Source organism: Stieleria tagensis (assembly GCF_024129865.1).
GTDB lineage: Bacteria > Planctomycetota > Planctomycetia > Pirellulales > Pirellulaceae > Stieleria > Stieleria tagensis.
Map to the genome: position 1 here is coordinate 85,407 of NZ_JAMYFE010000112.1, position 23,544 is coordinate 108,950.

16 protein-coding genes are annotated in these 23,544 nt (G+C 54.7%); 5 read left to right on the forward strand and 11 right to left on the reverse strand.

Going from position 1 to position 23,544, the window contains the following annotated elements; genetic code table 11:
• Positions 1 to 133 precede the first annotated feature (133 nt).
• Complete coding sequence (locus NHH03_RS24190) at positions 134 to 718, forward strand: hypothetical protein (protein WP_253160607.1); 585 nt, start codon at positions 134 to 136, stop codon at positions 716 to 718.
• Between the two features lie 51 nt (positions 719 to 769).
• Here NHH03_RS24190 and NHH03_RS24195 read toward each other — a convergent pair whose 3' ends face one another.
• The 6 genes from NHH03_RS24195 to fucP form a co-directional block, all read right to left on the reverse strand.
• Positions 770 to 2,017, reverse strand: coding sequence for an alpha/beta hydrolase family protein (locus tag NHH03_RS24195; protein ID WP_253160609.1), 1,248 nt, complete (start codon positions 2,015 to 2,017; stop codon positions 770 to 772).
• A gap of 233 nt (positions 2,018 to 2,250) precedes the next feature.
• On the reverse strand, positions 2,251 to 5,274 hold the full coding sequence (locus NHH03_RS24200; RefSeq protein ID WP_253160612.1) for a right-handed parallel beta-helix repeat-containing protein: 3,024 nt from the start codon (positions 5,272 to 5,274) through the stop codon (positions 2,251 to 2,253).
• 50 nt (positions 5,275 to 5,324) lie between these two features.
• Entirely contained in the window at positions 5,325 to 7,022 is a 1,698-nt protein-coding gene (locus NHH03_RS24205) for an alpha-L-fucosidase (RefSeq protein ID WP_253160613.1), read from the reverse strand.
• A 369-nt stretch (positions 7,023 to 7,391) separates the two neighbouring features.
• Complete coding sequence (locus NHH03_RS24210) at positions 7,392 to 8,153, reverse strand: class II aldolase/adducin family protein (RefSeq protein WP_253160616.1); 762 nt, start codon at positions 8,151 to 8,153, stop codon at positions 7,392 to 7,394.
• 69 nt (positions 8,154 to 8,222) lie between these two features.
• On the reverse strand, positions 8,223 to 10,034 hold the full coding sequence (locus NHH03_RS24215; RefSeq protein WP_253160618.1) for an L-fucose isomerase: 1,812 nt from the start codon (positions 10,032 to 10,034) through the stop codon (positions 8,223 to 8,225).
• Positions 10,031 to 11,497, reverse strand: coding sequence for an L-fucose:H+ symporter permease (gene fucP / locus NHH03_RS24220; RefSeq protein WP_253160620.1), 1,467 nt, complete (start codon positions 11,495 to 11,497; stop codon positions 10,031 to 10,033). Before fucP ends, NHH03_RS24215 begins: the two co-directional genes overlap by 4 nt.
• Before the next feature lie 176 nt (positions 11,498 to 11,673).
• Here fucP and NHH03_RS24225 point away from each other — a divergent pair, with 176 nt between their 5' ends.
• Positions 11,674 to 12,846, forward strand: a complete 1,173-nt coding sequence (locus tag NHH03_RS24225; RefSeq protein ID WP_253160622.1) for an AraC family transcriptional regulator — start codon at positions 11,674 to 11,676, stop codon at positions 12,844 to 12,846.
• Between the two features lie 109 nt (positions 12,847 to 12,955).
• Here NHH03_RS24225 and NHH03_RS24230 read toward each other — a convergent pair whose 3' ends face one another.
• On the reverse strand, positions 12,956 to 14,611 hold the full coding sequence (locus tag NHH03_RS24230) for a DUF4070 domain-containing protein (protein ID WP_253160624.1): 1,656 nt from the start codon (positions 14,609 to 14,611) through the stop codon (positions 12,956 to 12,958).
• Between the two features lie 300 nt (positions 14,612 to 14,911).
• On the opposite strand from NHH03_RS24230, the gene NHH03_RS24235 reads away from it, so the two are divergent.
• The 3 genes from NHH03_RS24235 (at position 14,912) to NHH03_RS24245 (ending at position 17,056) form a co-directional block, all read left to right on the forward strand.
• A complete protein-coding gene (locus NHH03_RS24235) occupies positions 14,912 to 15,568 on the forward strand; it encodes a PepSY-associated TM helix domain-containing protein (protein ID WP_253160626.1) in 657 nt (218 codons plus the stop codon).
• 36 nt (positions 15,569 to 15,604) lie between these two features.
• On the forward strand, positions 15,605 to 16,141 hold the full coding sequence (locus NHH03_RS24240; RefSeq protein WP_253160627.1) for a DUF2271 domain-containing protein: 537 nt from the start codon (positions 15,605 to 15,607) through the stop codon (positions 16,139 to 16,141).
• Positions 16,142 to 16,249: 108 nt separating this feature from the next.
• Complete coding sequence (locus tag NHH03_RS24245) at positions 16,250 to 17,056, forward strand: DUF4198 domain-containing protein (protein ID WP_253160629.1); 807 nt, start codon at positions 16,250 to 16,252, stop codon at positions 17,054 to 17,056.
• Positions 17,057 to 17,058: 2 nt separating this feature from the next.
• Here NHH03_RS24245 and NHH03_RS24250 read toward each other — a convergent pair whose 3' ends face one another.
• The 4 genes from NHH03_RS24250 to NHH03_RS24265 form a co-directional block, all read right to left on the reverse strand.
• A complete protein-coding gene (locus NHH03_RS24250; protein WP_253160641.1) occupies positions 17,059 to 18,543 on the reverse strand; it encodes a sulfatase family protein in 1,485 nt (494 codons plus the stop codon).
• Positions 18,544 to 18,679: 136 nt separating this feature from the next.
• Positions 18,680 to 18,937: a DUF4404 family protein gene (locus tag NHH03_RS24255; protein ID WP_253160631.1), complete on the reverse strand. Its 258-nt coding sequence runs from the start codon at positions 18,935 to 18,937 to the stop codon at positions 18,680 to 18,682.
• A gap of 123 nt (positions 18,938 to 19,060) precedes the next feature.
• The gene (locus NHH03_RS24260; protein ID WP_253160633.1) at positions 19,061 to 21,943 is read right to left on the reverse strand and encodes an ATP-binding protein; all 2,883 of its coding nucleotides are present in this window, start codon (positions 21,941 to 21,943) and stop codon (positions 19,061 to 19,063) included.
• The coding region (locus NHH03_RS24265) for an Ig-like domain-containing protein (protein ID WP_253160635.1) at positions 21,943 to 23,544 on the reverse strand (1,602 nt) is incomplete at its 5' end. The genes NHH03_RS24260 and NHH03_RS24265, both read right to left, overlap by 1 nt.

The window sequence follows — 23,544 nt, forward strand, 5'->3', positions numbered from 1 at the left end:
GGTTTTGCAAGTGCAGCGAGCAAACCGCAACCCTAGGTTCCGAGCTGGCAAGTGGGCTGGGAATCGATGTTGGTCATTTTTCGCAAGCTCGATAAAATCGGCGGAAATGACCCGGCCTCAGAAGGAGCGAACCATGTTTCGTCGATTATCAAACCAGACTGCCCTTGCCGCCGCAATTGTTGTCGGCTGTTCGTTCTCTGTTGTAAATGCGGAGCAAATCGAAGCAGATGGAAAAAAAGCGATCGTGACCACCGTTTACAATGTCAGCGACTTGACATCGTTTACGGACGGGCAGCACGGATGGGACTACACAACCTTGCTTGAGTTGTTGAAAACCAAGATTGGTGATGATCAGACCTCGACGATTGCGCCGTACCCGCAAAACCTGAGTCTGATCATTTCTACGACCAACGAAAAACATGCCCTGGTTGCCAAGACGCTTAAACAGGAGAGAGCCAAGGCAAAGCAAACCAAAGCGAACTCCAAACACGCGATTGTGACCCGCGTGTACAAAGTGGGCGATATGGCTGCGTTCACCCAGGACAAGAGTCTTTGGGATCCGTCTATCTTGCTCGAATTGTTGAGAACCAAGATTGGCGAAGATGAGTCCACATCGTTCGCTCCATACCCACAGAATCTTAGCCTGATCATTTCCACTACCAGCGAAAAGCACGACATCGTGGTGGATACGATCGAGAAACTTCGTCAGAAGAAATAGCGATCGGGTGGACCTCCGCAGTTGATGGCGATTACCAGCGGAACGTGTGGTTCATTTCGAGACACCCCAATCCCTGGACTGGTATTCCGAACTGACGGTCAGTCCCTTGCTGTGTGCGTTGATGAACCAAGCGGTTGTTCCGGCAGGAAGCGTTGACGTTGCCTGCCAAGTATCGTCTTGATGTGTTAGCTGGGCCGGGGCCTGCGTCCACTTTCGACTTCCGGTGACGCCCGTGTCGGTCGTCGAAACCAGCACGGCATCATCAAGTTTTTTCGATGAGTGGAACGAGACAACGGCTTGCTGGTCGCTCACGTTCGCTGTTGTCTGATGACACCAGGGTGCTCCCTGGCGGACGACGCTGTTGGCAAATGCGTAGCTGTCCGGTGGATTCCAGCCCGCACCGTGGCCGTGCCGCATCCCTGGGATCAGACAAACCATTGTGTCGCCGGCCATCGCTCGGTAACACGCGGCTTGTTTGTCCAGCGGGAAATGTTGATCGCCGGGCCATGAGAGCCAGAGAGTCGGCATGGTGGCGTGTTGCATACGCACCATCGGATCCCAGACTTGTTTGTAGAGTTCGTTGTCGCCTAGCGACCGACCGTATTGGTTGGCCGCGGTGGCCAGGTTTCCGCAGCCATAGGTTGGAATTGCGAAGGCGAATCGATCGTCGATCCCGATCACCGTGCTGGTGATGATGCCGCCCCAAGAGATCCCCATTACGCCGACCCTGTCTTTATCGACGTTTGGAAGAGAGCGTAGCAAAGAATTGGCCAGCACCGTATCGGCAACGGCGTGATACATCCATTGATCAGCAAGCGGTTGATCACTGTCTCCGTAAATCCCATTTCTTTTGGGGCCGGCCCATTCGTGTTGAAACCACTGCTTAGTCTGTTCCTCTCGCTGATCGGTCTGGCCTTCGACCGCGATGCTGATCGCCGCAAAACCATTTTCGTTCCACTTTTGAACCCACTCCTTAAACGCCGACCCGCCGCCGCCGTGAACGAGCACGACACCCGGAAACTGGCCATCACTGTCGGTGGCTTGTGCGGTCGTGGGCATTCCAAGCCATGCAAACACCCGTGTCGGTTTCCCTTGGTACGGCAGCGCGTCAAAGTAGATTTCACGCAGCCCCTCGCGGTCTTCAGTCTGGCTGACTGGGTACATGCTGGGCGGATTGGTCAGATCCCCGATCGATTCAACTTGTTGACGCAATGCAACAAAGTCATCGGACCGAGTCTCGCGTGCACAAACACACGCCAACAACGCAAGTGAACAATGCAGAACGCGAATTCGAATCATGGGTGTGTTTTCTTGTTGAGGTGGAGCCTGTGTTGAGGCTGCGGTTTTATCGCAACCTGACCCGTCGGGCCAAGAAGATCAATGCCTCAGGCCAACCACGCGGCGTCAAGTATTCTTGGTTTGCATCGTAGAGGCTAGCCAAATGGTCCTGCCGTTGCCTGAAGCTAGAGTGTTCATCGTCCAGAAGCTTCCAGCTGTCCTTCAGCGGTGCAGTGGCAGTGTTGCGAAGCCAACTATTGCGTCTTTGAACCTTGGGCAGCTTCAGCCTGAAGTTCTTGAAACGCAGAATTTTCGAGTTTGTCGGTGACCGGCCGGACTTGCCAGACGATCCAGCGATAGGTTCCTAGGGTATAGCCGGTTTGGGATCGCAAGGCGACCGCGTTGAATGCGTCACCAGATTTGTCTCGGGTATCGATCGATGTCAGTGGCGTGAACGTGGATCGATCTTGCAGGTCCCAGCCTGGATCGGTCGCTGAATTGCAGCCATAGAGCGTCAGTTTTTGAGGGCCTCGAACGCCATTGACGTTGGCGGTCCAGCTGGTGATCGTTGACACGGGTTTCGATTCACCCAAGTCCAAACGATACGCACCGCTGGTCACGCCATTTGCAAACACCGGCCCATAGGCTTGCGTCAATTTTCCGTCGACCAAGACATCGGGTGATGCATTTTGAGTCGACGGCTTGGTATCAACGGTGCCCTGGAAAGTGTCGGTCGGTACAGTGTCGGTCGGTACAGTGTCGGTCGGTACAAGGACCGTAAATGCATCGGGAGTCTGCGCGGATTCGAACACGAGATGCGGAGCATTTTCAATCAACAGTTCCATCTGCTGTTGATTTCGAACAAGATTCAGCCGCAGCGGCACATTGCCGGCACTTTGGTAGACGGACAGCAAGTCGACGACACGCTTGATTTGCGATCCGTTGATCCCTTGGATTAAATCGCCATCGACCAAGCCCGCTATTGCTGCGGCACTGTGCTGGCTGATCTGCGACAGGGCGACGCCGCCGTCAGATTGGGATACGCCGTAAGCAGAGAATTCCGCGCCGTTCAAGTTACTGATCGCGGCCCCCAGCCAATACAGTGGCAACGATGGTGCGACTGGGCCGCTGTCGGAGCGAGGCTTTTCCATCGTACGCCGCACTTCCACGGCGGGGATCTCTGGTGTTCGTGCGATTTGCTTGAGCGACGGTTTCTTAACGCCGAATTGATCCATCGGAAAGTTTTGAAATCCGATGTCAAAGGCCGGTGACCCTGGTTGGACTCGAAAGTCACCATTTTCAGGATCGACGAATTTCGGATCGGCAACAATCGAGTGAATGTCCCAGCCGAATTGCGTGTAGCGGTCAGCCATACCGGGTGCGTTGGCGTAGTAGAGATTGCTATCCACACGCTTGCCTTTCGCCGTTTCGCTGGGCATGCGGGCACCGCGCGGCGCAGCCATAAAAAGATTGCTAAACACTTCGTCGCCGCTGTGATTGTACCAAACGTGGGGATGCAAACCGTTGTTGACGGTGATGTTGTTCCATGCACGTCGACGAAAACCTTCTCGCAATTTCAGCCCGCCGGAAAGCATCAGATTGTTGTAGATGTCATAGTTGGATGATCCATCATCAAGATCGATGTCCCAACCGTGATCGCAGCGCCAACGACTGTTGCGAATCACGGTTGTTTCCACAGCATCTAAAAACGGCAAGTCGGGTTCTTGGTCGATCACCTTTTGGCTGGCACTTCGATCGCTGCTCCAGTAGCGATCGCGCCCCCATGAATTGAAGGATCCGTGGTCGTGTGTTTCCAGCACGGTGTCGAAAACATCACATCGCTCGATCAGGTGCCCGCCCCAGGCGCCGTCACCGATGTTGATGCCTGCGCGTGCGCAGTCGTACACCGAGCAATCGCGGACGGTGATGTGTTGGGCCATTTCAATTTGCACGCCGGCGGGCTGTCGTTCGACACGTCCAATCCCATGGATCAGGCAGTCTTCGATCACGGAATCGGCCGGGTAGCGATTGGTTTTGGGCCCGGGAGTGCGATCAATCTTTGACAAGTCATTCTTCTGACCGTATTCAAATAACGGATCTCGCACTGCGTTGGGGTCGCCGACCCAACAAACACCGCTGGCACCGACGTCATGGATGTGGCAGCCTTTGATGAGCGTCCTGCGGTTGTAGTTGGAAACAAAAATGGCGTTGCCGCCGACCTGATCAAATTCGGCGTCCAGAATCTGAATGTCTTCCGTACCGCTAAGGACCATCGCGCCACCGCGATAAATGGCCCAGTCGCTGCGAAGCATCGGCTCCTTGGTTTCCATGAAGGTTCGGGCGGCATGGCGGAAGACAAACCCTTTCAGTGTGATGAATTTGACCGGAGTGACTTCTGTTCCCTGAAATTCAATCAGATGACGTAGCCGAACCACTTCGATCTCAGCCGTCTGCAGATCCACATCCTCGGCGGGCATGTAATAGAGCGTGTCGCTGCTTGAGTCGTGAAACCATTCGCCAGGTGCATCAAGTTCTTCGAAGATGTTTTCGACCATCCGGAATTCATTGTGCATTCCCATTCGTCGGTTGTTTTGCCAGCCGCCGACGTAGGTGACCTGGCCATCGGGATCTTTGCCGGTGATCTGATAGTGGTATCCACCCCAGCGCGCGCGATGCATTGCGTGGATGTATCCGCCGGCGGGATTGGCCCAGCCCGCAGCCCGCTCTTTGGCAAACGCGTCGGCTGCGAATCCCTGGTAGGCCTGTGTTTTCTGTTGGGGATCGTAATTCGGATACCGAGCCATTCGCTGATTCATTCCATTGACGAACAGCTGGTCAATTTGCAACCCCGCCGCAGTCTTTGCCATGACGATTCCGTCACGATAGGGACGCCACTGAAGATCCAGCCGACTTCCACCACTAAGCACCACACCGGATTCGTGCTCGGCCTGATAAGTGACAGGACAACTCGCGTTTCCAGAATCAGATGGAGTGAACACAAGCGTGTCCGGCAAATAGTAGACGCCGTCGGCGACATGAACGGTGACCGGCTGTTGCCCCGCCATGGTTCGGGCGATCGATTGAGCTTTTGAGAGTGAGGCGACGGGCGCCGACGCATTGCCGGCGTGATCGTCGCTGCCGGCGGGATCGACGTAGATGTCAGCCGCCACTGCGGACGGGCCGTTGGACAGCATCATGCCCAGCCAAATCGTGACGAGCCGAACGATCATTGCCAGTGCGTTTGCGTTGACAGCCAGTCGTGCCAGGTGAGCAATCATTGTGTGGTTCATTTGGCGTGAAAGGAGAGAGTGACAGGACACACACAGGGTCAATGAATCGGTTGGAATTCAATCGCTTTCAGACTCGCCGATTCCGTCTCGCCGTCGATGCATTGCACGGAGACTTTGTAGCGACCCGGTTTGGGGAAGTTTATCCAGCCGATTGGGAATGTTTGGTAGTTATGCGATGAATTCTGTTGATTCTGAATCGTTTCACCGGCCTGGATCGAGACTTTCCAGACCAGTCGTCCGGTTCCCGCGTAGGTGAGAGAAACGTTGTAGTCGCCCGGTTGGTGAACATCAATTTCCCACGATGCGCGGCCGCCACTTTCAAACCCGTGGACGTGAATGATCTGCTTCCATTCGCCAAACTTTTCCATCCACCGTTTTTCGTCTTGTTTCGCACCATCGACACTCGAGAACTCTGCCAGTATTTCGGTGTCCAGATTGGGGTCGATCGCCCAGATGGGATCCACCCGAGGTTCCCCATCAAGTTCGACGCGAATGACTGAAACGAGTTTTTCGGGTGCCCGCGGGGGCAAGCTGATCACAGTCCAATTGCCGGCTGTATTCCACTGCAGGACACCGTCGCCGTCCGCGTGGAGCAACTGGGCCGATTGAATTTTGTTATTCAGATTGGGCAGATACAATTTGCCGGCGGCGGGCCAGTCGAACACGCACAAAAACAAAGTATTGTCCTTGCGTGTCACATCGCCCCACGGCAATGCGTGCTGCCAGGGTGAGGCGTCGGTGTTGTAGACGACTTGAGGATAACGTTTGATCCAATCCCCTGACAGTTTGAGCGTTTTTATCGCGCGCTCGGGAACTGATCCATCACCTCGTGGGCCGATGTTTAGCATGTACGTTCCGCCGCGTCCGACGCAAGCAATCAATCGCTTCAGGATTTCTTGCGGCGACTTCCAATACTCGTCGTACCAAGCGTAGGCCCAGGAGTCGTTTGTCGTGTCAACGCTCTCCCACATGCCGTCGATATTGTGCCGAGGGACTTCCATATCGCCGAGTGTTTGATAGTCGCCGAGTCCATGGCCGGCGCGACCGGAAACCAATGCCCGCGGTTGATTTTTGTGAACGATGTCAACCAGTTGCTCGACATAGTGTTTCGGCATCTTTCCGGGAGTATCAAACCAAACCAACTCGATCGGTCCGTACTGGGTGGTGATTTCTTTGACCTGGGGCAGACATTTCTTTTGAAAATAGTCATCGAAGGTTGCCGGGTTGCCGTTTTCATCGGTTTGGGGGCCGTTTCCGCCGCCCGGGAACGTCCAGTCCTGGTTGTGCGAGTAGTAGAATCCGAAGCCCAGGCCCGCTTCGCGGCAGGCAACGGCGAGCTCCTTCATTGGATCTTTTTTCCAAGGCGTCGCGTCAACGATGTTGAAGTCGCATGCTGTTGAATCGTACATCGCGAATCCGTCGTGGTGTTTGGCCGTGATCACGATGTACTTCATGCCGGCGTCTTTGGCGATCGTCGCGATTTCAGTCGCATCGAAGTTGACGGGATTGAATTGGCCGGCGAGTTGTTTGTATTGGGGGATGGGAATTCCAGCCATCCGCGGATTCATGATCCATTCACCGATGCCGTAGTAAGTCTTGCCATCGACTTGATTGCCTAACAGCGAATACAGTCCCCAGTGAATGAACATTGCGTAGTTGCCTTCGTCAAACAACTGCCCACGCTCGGCGTTCTCCGCTCGCAGTTTGATGACGCGGTCGCCCCAAAGCTGGTCCATTGATTCCTGTCCGTGAGAAACCGATGGAGTCGCAGCGAGCAGGAGTGCCAGGCAGAGACTGCTTCTTAGGACAAGATTGATCATAGGAGTTTGGAGGGTCGGCAGAGGTGTGTTTGGAATGGCGTTCAAGGTTCCGGCAGAGCGGTGTTGCATTTTGACCGGGCGCAAGCGAGACGCTATGTGAGGGATTTAGGGAGTTAACGAGATCCCTCGCTAACGTGTTTCGCAGGTGGGCACTGATCGTAACCCGACGCGTCAGCGAGGGATTTAGGGTGTTAACGGGATCCCTCGCTGACGCTTCGGGTTACCCAAAACCAATGTCTCACGTGAAAGCGCAACTTCAAAACGCTTCAGCGAGAGATCGCTCTGTCATAGTTTCAATGCTTTTTGGCGATAGTGTTCGTCAATTCGATTGGCAATTCGATCGACATCCGAATCACTCATAAACACAGGCCCGCCGATTGCAGCGGCACCGGCAAAGATTTCGGCTGCCTTGTGTGCCATCAGCATTGCGGCTTTGACTGCGCCGGCGGTTGGGCCGAGTGTGATCAGACCATGGTTTTGAAGCAGGATGACTCGAGGCGGAGACCGATATTGATCAAGAAATGATTCCACCGACGTTCGGATGACTTGCGAAAGCTTCATCCCCGGGTCCACGTAGGGCACCAGAACAGATCGCGATCCACAGCAAACGACTTCGTCTGGAAACAATCGATGATCAGCGAATTGTTGGGCCAGCGGTGAACAGAGTATCCGGTTAACCGCAATGCTGTGCGTGTGCCCAACGAATTCAATTCCAGGCAGCGACAGCAGGTAGGCGTGAAAAAGTGTTTCGACCGATGGTTTTTTGGCGCTGCTACTGACCCGACAGGCGAGCAATTGATCCTCGATCATTTGGTCGCTGACGTCATCCTGATCTAACATCGGCAGCAACCGATCAAAACGGCAGGCAACAGCATCGTCTTCACCGAGTGTTTGCAAACAGCTTCCGCTCGCTTTGACCAAGAAGCTCTCGTCGTCAATCTTTGCTGATGTATTGCCTTCGCCAAGGATCGCGAGTTGCCGGCTTTCTTCGCCAAGAAAGTGAGAAAGCTCTAGCATCGCTTTCAAAATTTTGTTTGGGGTCATCATTTATTTCGCGGGTGATTGGACGGTTCGTTGCAGCGGAGTGCCGTCATGATTCAAGTGCTGTGGCACGTGTTACTTGCGTCCATACAGCGGACCGTAGTTTTGACAGGCTCGGAAATCTGCACCTTCGCGGTTGTTGGTGCCAAACGCATTCCAGGCAGTGGGGCGAAAGACACGTGAATCGTCGATGTTGTGCATGTAAACCGGAATGCGTAGGATCGATGCCAAAGTGATGAACAGGTGGCCGACATGACCGGCTGTCATGACGCAGTGATTGGCACCCCAATGGTTCATGACTTCGTAGGTCGACGTGAAAGCACCGTGTCCGGTCAGTGTCGGCGCGAACCAAGTTGTCGGCCACGACGGATTCGTTCGCTGGTCCAACACGTCATGCACCTCGCTGGGCAATTCGATCGTGTGCCCTTCGGCAATTTGCAGCGCGGGGCCTAGACCATCCACCAGATTGATCCGCGTCATTGTCGCAGGCATACCACCTCGGGTTTTGTAGCGAGTGCTCATGCCTCCACCGGGGAAATACTCGGTGATAGAAGGATGCCACGTCGTTGCTGTCAGGCAGCGTTCGATTTCGTCATCGGTGATTTCCCAAAAGGGTTTCATGGTAGGTGTCGCGTCGTCGGTCGACTGTTGACCGGTGCCATCGAGCGTCGCAGGTCCCGAGTTGATCAGGTGCAACAAGCCGTCTGCGGCGAGTCCATCAAGTTGGAATCCATCGCAGGCCGACGCAACCGCATCAGGGCTCCAGTAGGTTCGGAGATCCGCAAAGACTTGTGAGGTGTTGGTCAGCAGGTGCCCGAACAACATCGTCGCAGCGTTTAAAGCGTCATTTTCCGTTGCGACAATGTATGGAGGCCGTTTGCCGTTCCAATCGAACGATGAATTGAGGATCGCTTCCAGAAAGTCTCCATTGGGGAAATGGTCCGTCCATTGACGCTGGCCTTGGAACCCGGCCGCGACTGCGTGGTGTCCATGCGCCTGTTCACGCAGCCCGAGTTCCGCAAGGCGTGGATTGCCGACCATCAAGTCGCGAGCAATCAACGACATTTTCACACAATCGGACCATTCCTGGTCCAGCTGTTCGCGCGAGCGTTTGGTTTCATCACTGTTGTAATCATCGCCTTCGCGGCAGTTTTCTTTGACCCACGCGATGGCATTGTCGTATTCGTCCGGATCAAATTGCCCTTTGTTGATTCGCCCGATGAATTCACTCATGTCGATGTCCTCGACTCGCATCCCCAGCCATTTCTCCCAGAATGCATAGTCGATCATAGATCCGGCGATGCCCATCGAAGTGCCACCCATCGAAAGGTAGGACTTGCCGCGCATCAACGCGACCGCTAGCCCACAGCGCACAAAATCCAAGATCTTTGTTTGCACATCGATCGGCATGGTGGCGTCACCGGGTTCCTGCACATCACGGCCGTAGATACCGAACGCAGGAATCCCTTTTTGGGTGTGCCCGGCCAGGACCGCCGCAAGATAAACCGCGCCAGGACGCTGTGTGCCGTTGAATCCGAAGACAGCTTTGGGACGCGTCGGATCCATGTCCATCGTTTCCGATCCGTAGCACCAGCACGGCGTCACGGTCAGCGACACGCCGACGTTTTCATGTCGAAATTTGTCTTCGCAAGCAGTTGCCTCCGATACTCCACCGATGCAGGTGTCGGCAATCACACATTCGACCGGTTGACCATTGGGGTAGCGCAGATGTTCGGCAATGAGATCGGCAATCCGTTTTGCCAGATTCATCGTTTGATCTTCTAACGATTCACGAACTCCGCCGAGTCGGCCATCGATCGTTGGCCGGATACCGATCTTTGGTAGGCCGTCGTTCCAAACGCTAGGGCTGGAAAAGGTTGGGTTCACGATGCGTTCTCCGGGGCAATAGGGTTGCTTTTTGGTTGTTTCCCGCTTCCGGAAAACAGATAGACGGTGAATCCAAAGATCGCGATGACCACAAAGCAGACCAATGGCAAGAAGAACGAAACGCGAACCGATTCGAGGGCATGACCGGCGATCGTCATGCCTTCGCCGTCGATGATGGCGCCTTGGTAGCGAGGCAGAAACGCGCCACCGACAATCGCAAAGATCAGTCCTGCTGATCCAAGTTTTGCATCATTGGGGCTCAGTCCGCTGAGCGCGATCCCATAGATGGTGGGGAACATCAACGACATGCAGGCCGAGACACCGATCAAGCAATACAATCCGGGCAAGCCCTGAACAAAGATCGCTCCTGCCGTCAGCAATCCGCCGCCGACAGCCAGGATCCCTAGCAGCAAACCCGGTGACAGGAACTTTAAGATGAACGTGCAGATGAAGCGGCTGGCCAGAAAGATGACCATCGCGACGATGTTGTAGTTCTGGGCCTCGGACGCACTGAGTCCCACGAGTGTCATTCCGTAGTGGATGATGAACGTCCAACACATGATTTGGGCGCCGACGTAGAACGCCTGAGCGATCACACCACCAACGTAGTGCCAGTTTGTAAACAGACGTTTGACCAGAGTTTTCAGATCGATATCGTCCTCTTCGTTTCCGGTGTCCGGCAATTTTGCGACGGCAACCACAACCAGCATCAGCAATACCACGACCGCGATGACAACGTAGGGAGTTTTGACAACATCTAAGTCATGAGCCACCATCGCTTGCTGGGCTTCCGGGTCAGCTAGAGCCTGTTGTTGCATTGATTCCGTGATCAGACCATCGACCTGACTGGGGAGCATCGTTGCGTATTCGGGATGGGCATTGAGTTGGGCCTCGCGGAATTCGGAGACCTTTAAACCCGGCAAAATGAACAGGCTGGCAACCAGCATGCCGGTCAAAGAACCGATCGGATTGAAGGCTTGCGCAAGATTCAGACGCTGTGTGGCTGTCTGGGACGGGCCCATCGACAGGATGTAAGGGTTGGCGGTCGTTTCTAAGAACGCGAGCCCAAATGTCAGCACATAGAAACCGACCAGAAAGATGTTGAAATTCATCATCAAACTGGCAGGGATGGTCAGCAAGGCGCCGATCGCATAGAGCAGCAGTCCGATCAGAATGCCCGATTTGTAGGAAACCTTGCGTATCAACAGCGCGGCGGGGATCGCCATCGTGGCGTATCCGCCATAGAACGCCCATTGCACCAAGCTACTTTGGGCGTTGCTGATCAGAAAAATTTCTTTGAACGCGCGAACCAAGGGGTTGGTGATGTCATTGGCAAACCCCCACAAGGCGAACAAGGTCGTGACGATCACAAACGGATAGACGAACTGGGCCGGCACCACGGGCAGATCTTCGTTTCTGCCCGCTTCCACCTTGTCGTCGCGGGAGGACACTCCGTCGGTCATTCGATTGGGTATCACATTGGTAACAGGGGGGGCCGCCCAGGAAAACTTGGCGGCAATGCTTTTGCGACGTTCGCCGGGCTAGCGAAAGACGGTATATTACTAATGGGCAAAAGCCAATTGATAGCGATTCGCGACATGTTGGTAGCTGATTGCGACATCCCATTGAGAGTGTATTGATGAGCCGGAAAAGTCGACCTCGGATCGCATTGCTGGTGGAGGCATCGCGCGCCTATGGGCGCGAGTTGCTTCGCGGCGTGGCGTACTTTGCGCGGACCCAGGTGGACTGGTCGCTATTGCATCAAGAGATGACGCTTGATTCCGCGATGCCGGATTGGATGCGGCAAGCCAAGGTCGACGGTGTGATCGCGCGCATCGACACGCATACCATCGAGCCGCTGCGCGCTTTGAACGTGCCCATCGTCGATGTGCGTTGCAACCGCAAGTTTTCCGGCGTGCCTCAGGTCGAAACGGACAATCATCGTGTCGCCGAATTAGCGTTCCAGCACCTTTGGAATCGCGGTTTTCGCCGGTTTGCGTTTTGCGGCTTTCGCTTTGCTTCTTACTCCGACGCCCGGTTACAGTTTTTTCGAGACTTGGTGCAGCAATCGGGTTGTCCGTTCGATTTCTATGAATCGGAAGGGCGTCCGGGCAGTCCGCTGACCAGTTTGGAAGAAGCTGGAATCGTTGACATCGATTTGTTGTCCCAGTGGTTGATGACACTAAAACGTCCGACCGGTCTGTTTGTTTGCAATGACATTCGCGGGCAGCATGTCATGAATGCCTGTCGAAACGTTGGGATCGCCGTCCCAGATGACATTGGCGTGATTGGGGTCGACGATGATGACGCCCTGTGCCTTCTCTGTGACCCGCCACTCTCCAGTGTTCGTCCCGATGCAGAGCGGGTTGGATACCGAGCCTGTGAAATTTTGTCCCAGATGCTACAGGGGATTCAACCGGATTTGGAAATCGAATATGTCCCCCCCAAGTCTGTCTCGGAACGATTGTCGACCAACGTCGTCGCGGTTGATGATCTGGAGTTGGCCAACGTCTGCCGGTTCATTCGCCAGCACGCCTGCGACGGAATTAACGTTGCCGATGTGACGGAAGTCACAACGTTGTCGCGGCGGCAGTTGGAGCGACGTTTTCGTGAAGAGCTCGGGCGGACACCGCATGAGCAGATCACTGCGGTGCAGATTGATCGGGTCAAACAATTGCTTCGGGAAACTGAAATGACGCTCGAGCAAATTGCACCCAAAGCAGGCTACAGTCACAAAGAAAGTCTGAGCGCTGTGTTCAAACGCGAAACCGGCCAGACCCCGGGCGACTACCGACGCCGCAACAGACTGTAGCGGCAGGCTCTGTTCTTAACGCGACACCGTTGGAGTTCAACCTTTGGGTTGCTGAGGATTGTTTTCCTGGCGTGAGTCCAGCCTCGCAGAGGCCAGCAACCGCGTGTGACTAGGGTGCTGAAACGGTTGGCAAGCTGAACGAGGGTTGCTTTGGTGGCGGCGGTGCGGTGTGCGCTGGTTGGGTGCGCATGGCTTTGCCGTACGAGGAAACGAATTGGGTAGGGTCATTGATCATATCGGTGGTCATCTTGTAGTGGTGATAGTGCATCGCGCACTTGATCGTATAGAAGAAGAAAATCGACGGCGTTGCCATGCGCGCCTTCATCGCCCCCCAGATCCGTTGGCGATAGATGCGTCGCAGCGAAGCGTCGGGAACGCCTCGCATTAGTCGCCAATACATCACGACAAATCCAACCATAAAGAAGCTGAAATGTTTGATCCGCAGCCATCGGTGCTTGCGGAAGAATTCGGTCTGAAAGATTCGAAATTGAAAGTGATCATCCAGGAACAGGGAATCAAGCCGGTCAAAGTAGACATCGGGCTGATAAACTTGCTGCATCGTCGCCAGGTATCCACTCAACAATTCCTCTCGCGACATCTGCAAGGGAATTACATTGGTTCCGAATTGATGTTCATCCGACGTGTCTAGTCGGCCCTCGCGGCGAAGGCGATCGTGTAATGGCGTTTTGGGAATCGCATGCAGCAATCCGATCATGGCGTGGGGGATCCGCGCCTGTTTAATGAATTCCGCTTGCCGCGCGAAAATGCTGGGCGTGTCGTTGTCAAAGCCGACGATCAATCCACACCAAACCTCGAGCCCAAAATCTTGGATCTGGCGAACTTTTTCAACCAGCGTGCCGCCTTTGTCACGAACGTTTTGGTACTTCTTCGTCTCTTTGAGCGATTCCTCATCGGGACTTTCAATCCCGATGAAGACGGATTGAATGTTGCACCGTGCCATCAATTCCATCAGCTCATCGTCTTCGCATAAATCCAGCGAGGCCTCGGTACTGAATACCATTGGGTATCCGTGTTGTTCCTGCCATCGCGCGACTTCCGCCAGAACGGGTTTGATGCCCTTTTTGTTGCCGATCAGATTATCGTCCACAATGAAGCCGATCTCGACACCCTGTTTGCGTAACGAATTCAATTCATTGATGATTTGACTGGCTTGTTTGATTCGGGGCCGCCGACCGAACGTCACGATGATGTCGCAGAATTCACATTGAAACGGGCAGCCGCGAGAGAACTGTAGACTGCCTAGCATGTAGGACTTGTTTTTCAGCAGATCGTGGCGAGGCGTCGGCACCGTCGACATGTCGGTTTTTTCCGCCTGCTCGTAGCGAGATGCATGATTGCCGTTTGCCCACTCACTCAGAAACTGGGGCCAGGTCGTTTCCGCTTCACCGACAAACGTGACGTCGACCAAGTCGCAAAAGTATTCTTCCTCGACAGTGACCCAGGGCCCGCCAACGACGACAAACACGTCGCGAGCTTTTAGTTCGGTGAGGATTTCTTCCATCCGAAATCGCTGCACGCTCATGCCGGTCAACGCGACGATGTCAAATTGCTCAAGCACGTCGAAATCGATCGGTTCGACGTTTTCATCAATCAGCACCACCTGGTGTTCGTCCGGCGTCAATGCCGCCAGCAGCGGCAAGCTGGCGACGGGCATGTTCGCTTTGAATCCCATCAACGCCTGGGCGTGTTCCAGCCCCCAGTAAGAAACCTCAAACGCCGGATTGATAATCGCGATTTTCGCCATGGGGATACCCCGTCGGTTTCGGCAGGTGGATTCACTGTACCCCCTCGATGTTATCGCGTCTGAAGAGGCTTGGTGGGCACCAATTGCAAAATCAAAGGATTCAGCGATGGCTGCAAAGCAGCGCAAAAGTAAAGTTTCCACCCCCTTGAACCGTCGATTCTCAGTCACTACCTTAATGCGATCGGTTCTCAATAGAGGGCCGGCCCGCCGCGCAGCCAGCAAAACGCAGTTTCTTTCGTTCGCGCACTAGCCAGCCACGCCCTTTCCGTTCTTGTTTTTCGGTGTCTGGATTGTTGCTGCATGGTTGAATCATCAACACACAAACCGAAACAGCCAGCGCTGGCAAAACGCAAACGTCGTTCGATTTGGCTGCGTTGGTTGATTCATTCGCATTGGATCAGTTCCGCCGTCAGCTTGGTGGGAATGTTGTTGTTTGCGTTGACCGGCATCACGCTTAACCATGCCGCGCAGATCGAAACGCAACCCGTTATTCAGACCCATCAAGCGCAGTTGCCGCCGCGGTTGCAGCAGCAACTGCGGGAGTTTGATCACGATGGAACTGCGGCATTGCCAGCCGAGCTATCGGAGTGGTTGGGCGGAGAATTCGATCAGTCGATCCAGGACCGGCAAGCGGAATGGAGCGAGGACGAAGTCTATTTGTCGATGCAGGGACCAGGTGCAGACGCCTGGTTGGCAATCGATCGCGAGAGCGGCGAAGTGGAATTCGAATCGACCAGCCGCGGCTGGATTTCCTACTTCAACGATTTGCACAAAGGCCGTCACACCGGCGTGGCATGGAGTTGGTTTATCGATTTGTTTGCGGTGGCCACGCTGGTGTTTTGTATCACCGGTCTGCTGTTGTTATACGAACGCGCCAAGCATCGCCGATTGACATGGCCACTGGTTGGGCTCGGTTTGATTGCGCCATGGATTTTGATCGTGCTGATGATGCACTAAACCCAAGTTCCTTTTTTAAGCCTGTCGGAAGAGACGATGAAAAAATTGATTGTGATCGCGCTGCTGTGTCTAGGGATCGGTCGTGCTACGGTTGGGCTGGCGCAAGACGACGCGACGAACATGGAGGTTGGTGTTGAAATTCCACGATTGAACGTCTCGGAATACCATCGGCCTTATGTTGCTGTTTGGATTCAAGACGGCAATCGAAAAGTCGTTGCGAATCTTGCTGTCTGGTATCAGATGAAAGATTCGAGCGAAGGGGCCGGGACAAAATGGCTTCCGGATCTACGCCAGTGGTGGCGGCGGTCGGGGCGCAGTCTGGATCTTCCCGTCGATGGCGTTTCCAGCGCAACCCGTCCCGCAGGAAAGCACAAACTGTCCCTGGCGAGTGACGATCAACGTCTGACAAAACTTAAACCCGGCAACTACGAATTGATCGTCGAAGCGGCTCGAGAGGTCGGTGGTCGGGAACTGGTCGAAATTCCATTCACTTGGCCCACCGACAAGTCCGTGACACACAAGTCCAAGGGTGAATCCGAACTGGGCGAAGTCACACTCACCCTGTCACCGTAGCCGGTAGGCCGGAAGAAATACCATCCGTTTATCGTTCTTGGCTCCGTTGACCAAACCGTTGGATCAGCGGAGCGATCCACGACTTTCCTTTCCCGTTGGAGAACTCAAATGTCTCGCTTGCTACTTTCCGCCTTTGTATTGGCACTGTTGATTCCTGTTACCAGCGAAGCGCACAAGGTTTGGTTGCGTCCATCGCAAACGGTGCTTTCCGGTGCTGAACCGTGGGTCACGGTGGATGCGGCGGTTTCCAATGACCTGTTTTACTTCAATCACTTCCCACTTCGTCTGGACGGATTGGTCATCACGGCGCCGGACGGCAGTTCTGTCGAAGCCGAGAATCAATCGGTGGGCAAGTACCGCAGCGTCTTTGATCTTGCGCTGAAGCAACGCGGCACATACCGCATTGCGGTCGTCAATCACGGCGTGTTTGCCAGTTGGGAAGAAAACGGGGAACGACGTCGCTGGCGAGGTAACGCGCAATCCATTGCAAATGAAGTGCCTGCTGGTGCCAAAAATCTAAGCGTCACCGAAAGTTTGGGACGTGTGGAGACGTTTGTTACCAATGGGGCGCCGTCGACCGAATCGATCCAACCGACCGGCAAAGGCGTGGAGCTAGTGCCGTTGACGCATCCGAACGATTTGTATGCTGGCGAAGAGTCCAAGTTCCAGTTTTTGGTCAACGGGAAACCGGCCGCAAACATGCAGATCGAATTGTTGCGTGGCGAAACGCGATACCGCAATTCTCAGGATGCGTTGACGATCACGACCGACAGTAAGGGTGAATTCTCGGTCCGTTGGCCCGAGCCAGGAATGTACTGGTTAGAAACCAGTACGGAGGACTCACAAACCGAGATTCCACAGGCCCAGAGTCGTCGGTTGAGCTACGCAGCAACACTCGAAGTGCTGCCCCAGTAGTTTTATTCGTACTGCCACTTGAGAATCCAAGGGTCATCGAACTCTTTTTGCATCGCTTTGAGTTTGGCTTTGTATTTTTCCAAGACGTCAGCGTGCCCCGGACTGTCGGCCAGATTGGTGGACTCGTTGGGGTCGGTTTGCATGTCAAATAGCTCGAATTCGGGCCGCTGAACATAGCGGCCAATGGTCATCTGGCCATACGGAGCATCGTTGCCTTTGGCCAGTTGGGCTTGCCAACTGCTGGCGGCCCACAGGTCGGAGGCAAATGGGAACGGCAACGGGTGGGCGATGTTCCAGATCAGTTTGAAATCTTTGTCGCGGACGACGCGCATTGGATAGTACATCTGGATCTCATGAAACGTATGAGACGCCATGATGGTATCGTGATGATGATCATTGGGGTTCTTCAACACATGCATCCACGATTTGCCATGATAGGATGCAAACGGCTTGTTTCCATTGCGATTGTCCAACAATGCTTCCTCGCGTTCGTTCCAGAACTTGTTGGCATCCAGCATGTTTTTGGGGCGGTTCTTTTTGGTGTCTAAGCCGCCGGCAAAATCCAGCAGACTGGGCGTGATATCGATGTGACTGATCATCGCATCGGTCTCGACGCCGCGCTGTGATTGGTAGGGATCGCGGACGACAAAGGGGACACGCAACCCGCCTTCGTAGACGGTTGTCTTGCCGCCGGCAAATGCCATCCCATGGTCGCTGGTGAACACCAATAGCGTTTTGTCGAACAAGTCAGCCTGCTTGAGTATCTGGACCAACCGTGCGACTCCGGCGTCGACGCGTGAGCAGGACTGGTAGTACTGAGCCAATTCCTCACGCGTTTCCGGCGTGTCTGGCAGGAATGCAGGTACCGTCACGTCGGCTGGATCAAAGAAAACTTCTTCCACGCCTGGATAGGCACCGTGGTCCGGTTTGTTGCCAAATAGGTTTGGTTTTAATTTTTGGTCGCTTGATTTGTCGGTTCCACCACCGCGGTGCGGGTCGGAAGTGCCGAAATATAAAAAGAAAGGTCGATTGTCAGCGGAGTCAGTGAGGAAGTCACGGGACTGTTCGGCCATCTCGACGGCGTTTCGCGAGTTTGCTTTCAGATAGGTTTCGAAATGAAACACCGATTCTGGGGCGACGTGATATTTGCCGATCTGCCCGGTTCGGTATCCGGCTCGTTGCATCACGCGCGGCAACGCCAACGAAACGACGTCATGGAAGGACGCAAATTTGTGATAGTGGTGCTGGTGGCCAAACTGGCCATTGCGGTGATTGTGCAGACCGCTCATCACAACGCTACGACTGGCGCTACACGACGCGGTGGTGGCGAACGCATTGCGAAACAAGACGCCGTCGGCCGCGATCGCATCAATGGCAGGTGTTTTGGCGGCGCTGTCGCCATAGCATCCGAGCGTCGGACTTTCGTCATCGGTGATGATGAAAATCACATTTCGTTCGGCAGATCGCGCCGTTTGTGGTGTGGCCATCAACGTCAATAAAACGATGATCGCACATGGAAAAATTTGTAGCTGCATCAATCCGTACCAAGCAAATAAAGGGAGCGGCGTCGTGGAACATCAGCGGACAGGACGATCGAGCGCGGTGATGGATGATCCGATGGGATCAGATTCCCATCTGTGACAGCATGTCGGCAATGCGGCCGATGGTTTGCGTCAACACCGGATGGGATTCCTGGAAGGATCCGGTTTGTTCCTGAAGTTGTTTCGCCAAGGTCGCAGAATTGACGTCCTGTTCGTCCAAGGTCGCGGAGATTTGCCCCACTGCCCGCCGAAGGTGTTCGGCTTCATCGGGCCCTAGATTTTCGATCGAGTCGAGTGCCGATTTCAGTTGTGTGAGAGCTTCTTCAAGTTCTTGACGCATGCGAGTGGTCTCTAGTTCGGCTGATGGCCGCTGACAAAAGGGAGGGGGGATTTGTTGAAACACGATGGTTTCGCACCTCGTCCAATTGTATCGACTGGCGTACCCGGCTGGGAACCAGCGTTTTCACTCGCCCTCGGCCACCGGGACAACGATTCGAGACGCGATCGCAACAATCGCATGCAAGTCCCGGCGCATGGCCGATTCGTCCTGTTGCTCAGCGGAACGTTCTAACGAATGCGTGGGGGCGACAAACTGATCAAATCCGAGTGATCCGCTGGTTCCTCGCAACCAGTGCGCGAGCAGTCCCAATTCCGTCCAGTCCTGGTTGTCGAACGCTTGGTGCATCTCGCGGAGTTTGATTTCCAGTCGTTCCAGAAAGTGCAGGACGATTTCACGAAATTCTGGATCTTCCATCGGCAGTGTGGATTCGATCGGTCCGCTTGCCTGTGCGGCAGAATCAATCGGCGTGGCTGTTTGCTCGGACCGAGATGAGTCTTGGAATAAATCTTTGGCCGGTGAAGCTGCGATCTGAGACGCGAGATCGATGCGTGACGCGATGTGTTTGATTTGTTTCATTTGTAGCTGGCATCCACTGATTTGGTGCTCCAAAGAGAACCGCTGCAAGTCCGCCGCGGGCTGAAAGAAGACGTCGAATCCTGCGTTTCCACAGGTGCCTTTCAACCAGTGTGCATCGTTGGCCAATGATTCAAATTGCTCGGCTTGCAATGCTCGCTCCATCGCAGGGAAACGCAAACCCAATGCCTGGACAAATCCGTCTGCGATTTCCAAGAATTCGATGTCCTCCAAGGGGTGGCTGCATCGCACCGGCAGCTGAGGGTGCGTGTCGATCGACGCTGCATCGACGGGATTCGAGGTTGGCGGTAATGAACCGAGCACCTCGGCCAACTTGGCCAGCAACGTATCAATCTTGATCGGTTTGGTTAGAAATCCACTGCAGCCAGCGGCAAAGCATTTCTCCTGATCGCCTTGCATTGCGTTGGCGGTCAACGCGATGATGGGTTGGGTGTAACCCGATTCACGCAGCTTGGCGGTCGCCGTGTATCCATCCATCACTGGCATGTGCATGTCCATCAAGACAATGTCAAACGGCTCTTTGGTAGCCGCGGCGACGGCAAGTTGTCCGTTTTCGACGGTGGTTACATTGACGCCGGCCTGACCCAGAATCAATCGCAACAATTTTCGGTTGGGCGAGCCGTCTTCGGCAACCAAGATTCGACAGGCCGGTAGTTGTTGCACCTTTGTGGTTGGCGACTGGGATTCGGTCTGCAATTCTGGATCGTCGATCGGATCAATCAATTCCAGTGCATTCAGGGGGCCGATGGCGACGTGAATGGTGAATGTCGTGCCTTTTCCAGGTGTGCTGGAAACCGTGATTCGGCCCCCCATGGCTTCGGCCAGTTGTTTGCTAATCGCTAGCCCCAACCCGGTTCCGCCGAAGCGACGTGTGATCGACGTGTCGGCTTGGGTGAAGGGATCAAACACCTTGGCCAATGCGTCCGGCGAGATGCCGATGCCGGTGTCGATGACATCAATGGCTAAAAACGTTTGGTCGGCTGCAGCCAGATCGCTGTTGGAAGGGGCGCGGGGTTGATCTATCCGGGCAACGATTTCGACGCCGCCGTGTTCCGTGAATTTTATCGCGTTGCCGGCCAAGTTCATGACGGCCTGTCGCAGCCGCATGGCGTCACCGAGGATCAATTTGGGCAGCAGGCCTTGGTTTCGAAACGCCAGCGAGATCGCTTTCTCGTCGGCTCGAGGACGTAGCAAATTGACAACGTCTTTGATGATTTTATAAGGCGAACACGGTTCAATGGACAATTCCATCTGTCCCGACTCGACTTTGGAAAGATCTAAGATGTCGTTGATCAACGCCAGCAGGTGTTCACCGCTGCCGTGGATCGTGTCCAGGTATTCTTGACGGTCTTGGATCGAGGTGTCGAATCCGCGGCGGAGTACATCGGTGTAGCCCAGGATGGCATTCATCGGCGTCCGAATCTCGTGACTCATTCTTGCCAGGAACTCGCTCTTGGCTTGATTGGCGTCATCAGCGACTCGTTTCGCAATCGTCAAATCACGTTTGGTTTCTTCCAATTGTGTGACGTCGTCAAAACTGACCAACACGCCGCGACTCTTGCCATCGTGGCCGAGCACCGGGGAGGCATTGGCGATCAACATTCGGGGCGGATGATTCGGCAGGCACAGCTCAATCATGGCACCGGCGATGACCACATCATCAGAAAGCGCGGTCTGCCAGGGAGCCTGGTGGAGTGAATCCAGTTTCCAATCTAACCGATCGGCTTTGCGACCCAGAAGACGATCGGGATCGCATCCGATCCAGTCAGAAAAGGACTGATTGGCCAGCACGATGCGGCCTTGTCGGTCCAGTACCAAGAGGCCTTCGGCAAGCGAGTCGAGTGCCGATCGCACTCGTTTGGGGACTGTTTTGGAGGGGTCCAAATGAGCCAGCATTTTTTTCAGGTACAGTTGGAACAGAACGAAACTGACCAAGCACACAAACGCTGTCATCACAATCCACGGATCCATCAGTTTGGCAGACCAGTGGCTAGGTCGCAGAGGAGCAAAGCACAATTCGACGACTCCCCAGCGATTGGTCCCGCTGCGAATCGGTACCTGGACGTGAGTGCCCGTGGAATGCTGCGATGACCGCTTGGACCAGGCTTGTTTGTGATCTCCGAAGACCGAAACCAACGCGCCATTGGTCCGACGAATTCCGGCCGAGATCACGGCTGGGTTGCGCTCGACGACGGATTCAAGGAACCGTTCCAAGCGGCGTGTTTCGCGATGAGAGATCAGATCCGAACTTGTCAACGCGATGACTTCGCACAAATTTGCCCGACCGGCTCGAATGGCTGATTCTTCCGCCGGGACAAGCCCCAGGAACATAGCCAAAGAAAGCACCGACAGGAGGACGCAGATCAGCCCAAGCGAAATACGTGTCTTGACATTCAATTTGAATAGGTGCATTAGGAGACCTCCCCCGATGGCGATGCTTGATTCGTCGTCGTGACGTCCGGGGCAGGTTCCGGAGAGTTCTTTTCTAACATGGTTTCGATGGAATCATCGTCGGAGTCGTCAACGTCATCGTCTTCGTGCATGTCGCTCAGTACCAATAGCGGATCGACCAAACTCCATGCCGGCAACTGTGCCAATAGGCTGGTTGCCAGCAGTCCACCGCGGACGGTCCACAACACGTAGCCGACTGACAGAGCACCGGAAAATCCGGCAAATGTTCCAGCGAACAGGAACCGTGATTCGGTGACTTGCTTGATTTGCTTCTCAAACTCGGCGAGATCGTCCCACAGCAACTGACTATCAAACGGGACAAACTCGAGTATCGAGTCGAGTTGCTCGATCACATTGATCCGTCTGCCAGAGAGTTGTGTGCTGAGGCTCATTTGTGTCGTCGCATAATCCTCGGAACCCGCCAAATTCAGTGGCTCAAGTGACGCCATTTCCAGCGGTGCAAAACGTGTCAGTTGGAACGCTTCGGTATTGAATCCTGCGATGCCTCCGGCAAAGACGGTAGGCACGTCGCTCAGACCGGATGTGAGCACCGGCGGTAACGGGCTGGATACAGGGTTGTTTGGTTGACCGGTCGTAGGCGGCTCCAGAGGATCGGATGGTTGAGGATCTGGTGTCGGCCCAGGATCGGTCGGTGACGGATTGATGTTCTCGATGTCCGTGTTGTGGATGGGGGACATGACGAGTATTTGAACGGTCGTTGGTAGACCGGATTGGACACCATCTGTGGCGGAATAACTGAACGTGACGACGCCGGAAAATGTTGCTTCCGGAGAAAAGACGAACGAGCCATCGGTGGCGACTACCAGGGTGCCCGATGTCAGACCTCCCCAAGACTGAACCGACAGTGTGTCACCGTCGACATCAATGTCGTTGGCAAGCAAACCACCGGAACCGACGATCAGGGTGGTGTTGGCAGCGACGGAATACTGATCCGAGATGCCGATCGGTTGGTCATTGATCGGCAAGATGTTCATGTTCACACTCTCTGTCGTCACGTTCACGCCATCGCTGGCCGTGATGGTCAATTGATCGTTGCCGGTGACATCCGGATCGCTTCGGTACGTCAGTCCGATTGCCGCAGCGAGTGTGGTGTTGATTTCGGAAAGGGGGGCTGTCAAGGTCACACTGGAGCCACCATTTCCGGTGATGGATAGATCCGTGATCCCGCCCGGAACGGTTCCACTGATAGTCAGCCTGCCGCGAGCCACGCTCAACGTCACTTCTGCAATTCCGGTCCCGAGATCAATGTCATCCACACGGATGCCAGTGATCGTCCATGCAATGTCTTCGCTGGGAAACTGCATCCCCGGAACCGTGATGGTCGGTGCGTTGTTGTTTGCCGCGATCGTGACATTGGCGGTGGCGACGTTGCTGTTTGACTGGCCGTCGTTGACGACAAACTGGATTTGGCGTGTTGTGGTATCTGGATTGAGGGAACTATTGTCGTAGCGAATCGTTCGCAGGACTTGCTGGTAGTTGGCGACGCTGTCAATGTTGCTGAGTGTTAGCGTTCCAGCAACGTAGCTGGCGGTGATGCTGGT

What these genes read in the sequence shown, in the direction of transcription:
- NHH03_RS24190 (WP_253160607.1), top strand. Translation starts at nt 134, where the DNA reads ATGTTTCGTCGATTATCAAACCAGACTGCCCTTGCCGCCGCAATTGTT.
- NHH03_RS24195 (WP_253160609.1), bottom strand. Translation starts at nt 2,017, where the DNA reads ATGATTCGAATTCGCGTTCTGCATTGTTCACTTGCGTTGTTGGCGTGT.
- NHH03_RS24200 (WP_253160612.1), bottom strand. Translation starts at nt 5,274, where the DNA reads ATGATTGCTCACCTGGCACGACTGGCTGTCAACGCAAACGCACTGGCA.
- NHH03_RS24205 (WP_253160613.1), bottom strand. Translation starts at nt 7,022, where the DNA reads ATGGACCAGCTTTGGGGCGACCGCGTCATCAAACTGCGAGCGGAGAAC.
- NHH03_RS24210 (WP_253160616.1), bottom strand. Translation starts at nt 8,153, where the DNA reads ATGATGACCCCAAACAAAATTTTGAAAGCGATGCTAGAGCTTTCTCAC.
- fucP (WP_253160620.1), bottom strand. Translation starts at nt 11,497, where the DNA reads ATGACCGACGGAGTGTCCTCCCGCGACGACAAGGTGGAAGCGGGCAGA.
- NHH03_RS24225 (WP_253160622.1), top strand. Translation starts at nt 11,674, where the DNA reads ATGAGCCGGAAAAGTCGACCTCGGATCGCATTGCTGGTGGAGGCATCG.
- NHH03_RS24230 (WP_253160624.1), bottom strand. Translation starts at nt 14,611, where the DNA reads ATGGCGAAAATCGCGATTATCAATCCGGCGTTTGAGGTTTCTTACTGG.
- NHH03_RS24235 (WP_253160626.1), top strand. Translation starts at nt 14,912, where the DNA reads ATGGTTGAATCATCAACACACAAACCGAAACAGCCAGCGCTGGCAAAA.
- NHH03_RS24240 (WP_253160627.1), top strand. Translation starts at nt 15,605, where the DNA reads ATGAAAAAATTGATTGTGATCGCGCTGCTGTGTCTAGGGATCGGTCGT.
- NHH03_RS24245 (WP_253160629.1), top strand. Translation starts at nt 16,250, where the DNA reads ATGTCTCGCTTGCTACTTTCCGCCTTTGTATTGGCACTGTTGATTCCT.
- NHH03_RS24250 (WP_253160641.1), bottom strand. Translation starts at nt 18,543, where the DNA reads ATGGCCACACCACAAACGGCGCGATCTGCCGAACGAAATGTGATTTTC.
- NHH03_RS24255 (WP_253160631.1), bottom strand. Translation starts at nt 18,937, where the DNA reads ATGCGTCAAGAACTTGAAGAAGCTCTCACACAACTGAAATCGGCACTC.
- NHH03_RS24260 (WP_253160633.1), bottom strand. Translation starts at nt 21,943, where the DNA reads ATGCACCTATTCAAATTGAATGTCAAGACACGTATTTCGCTTGGGCTG.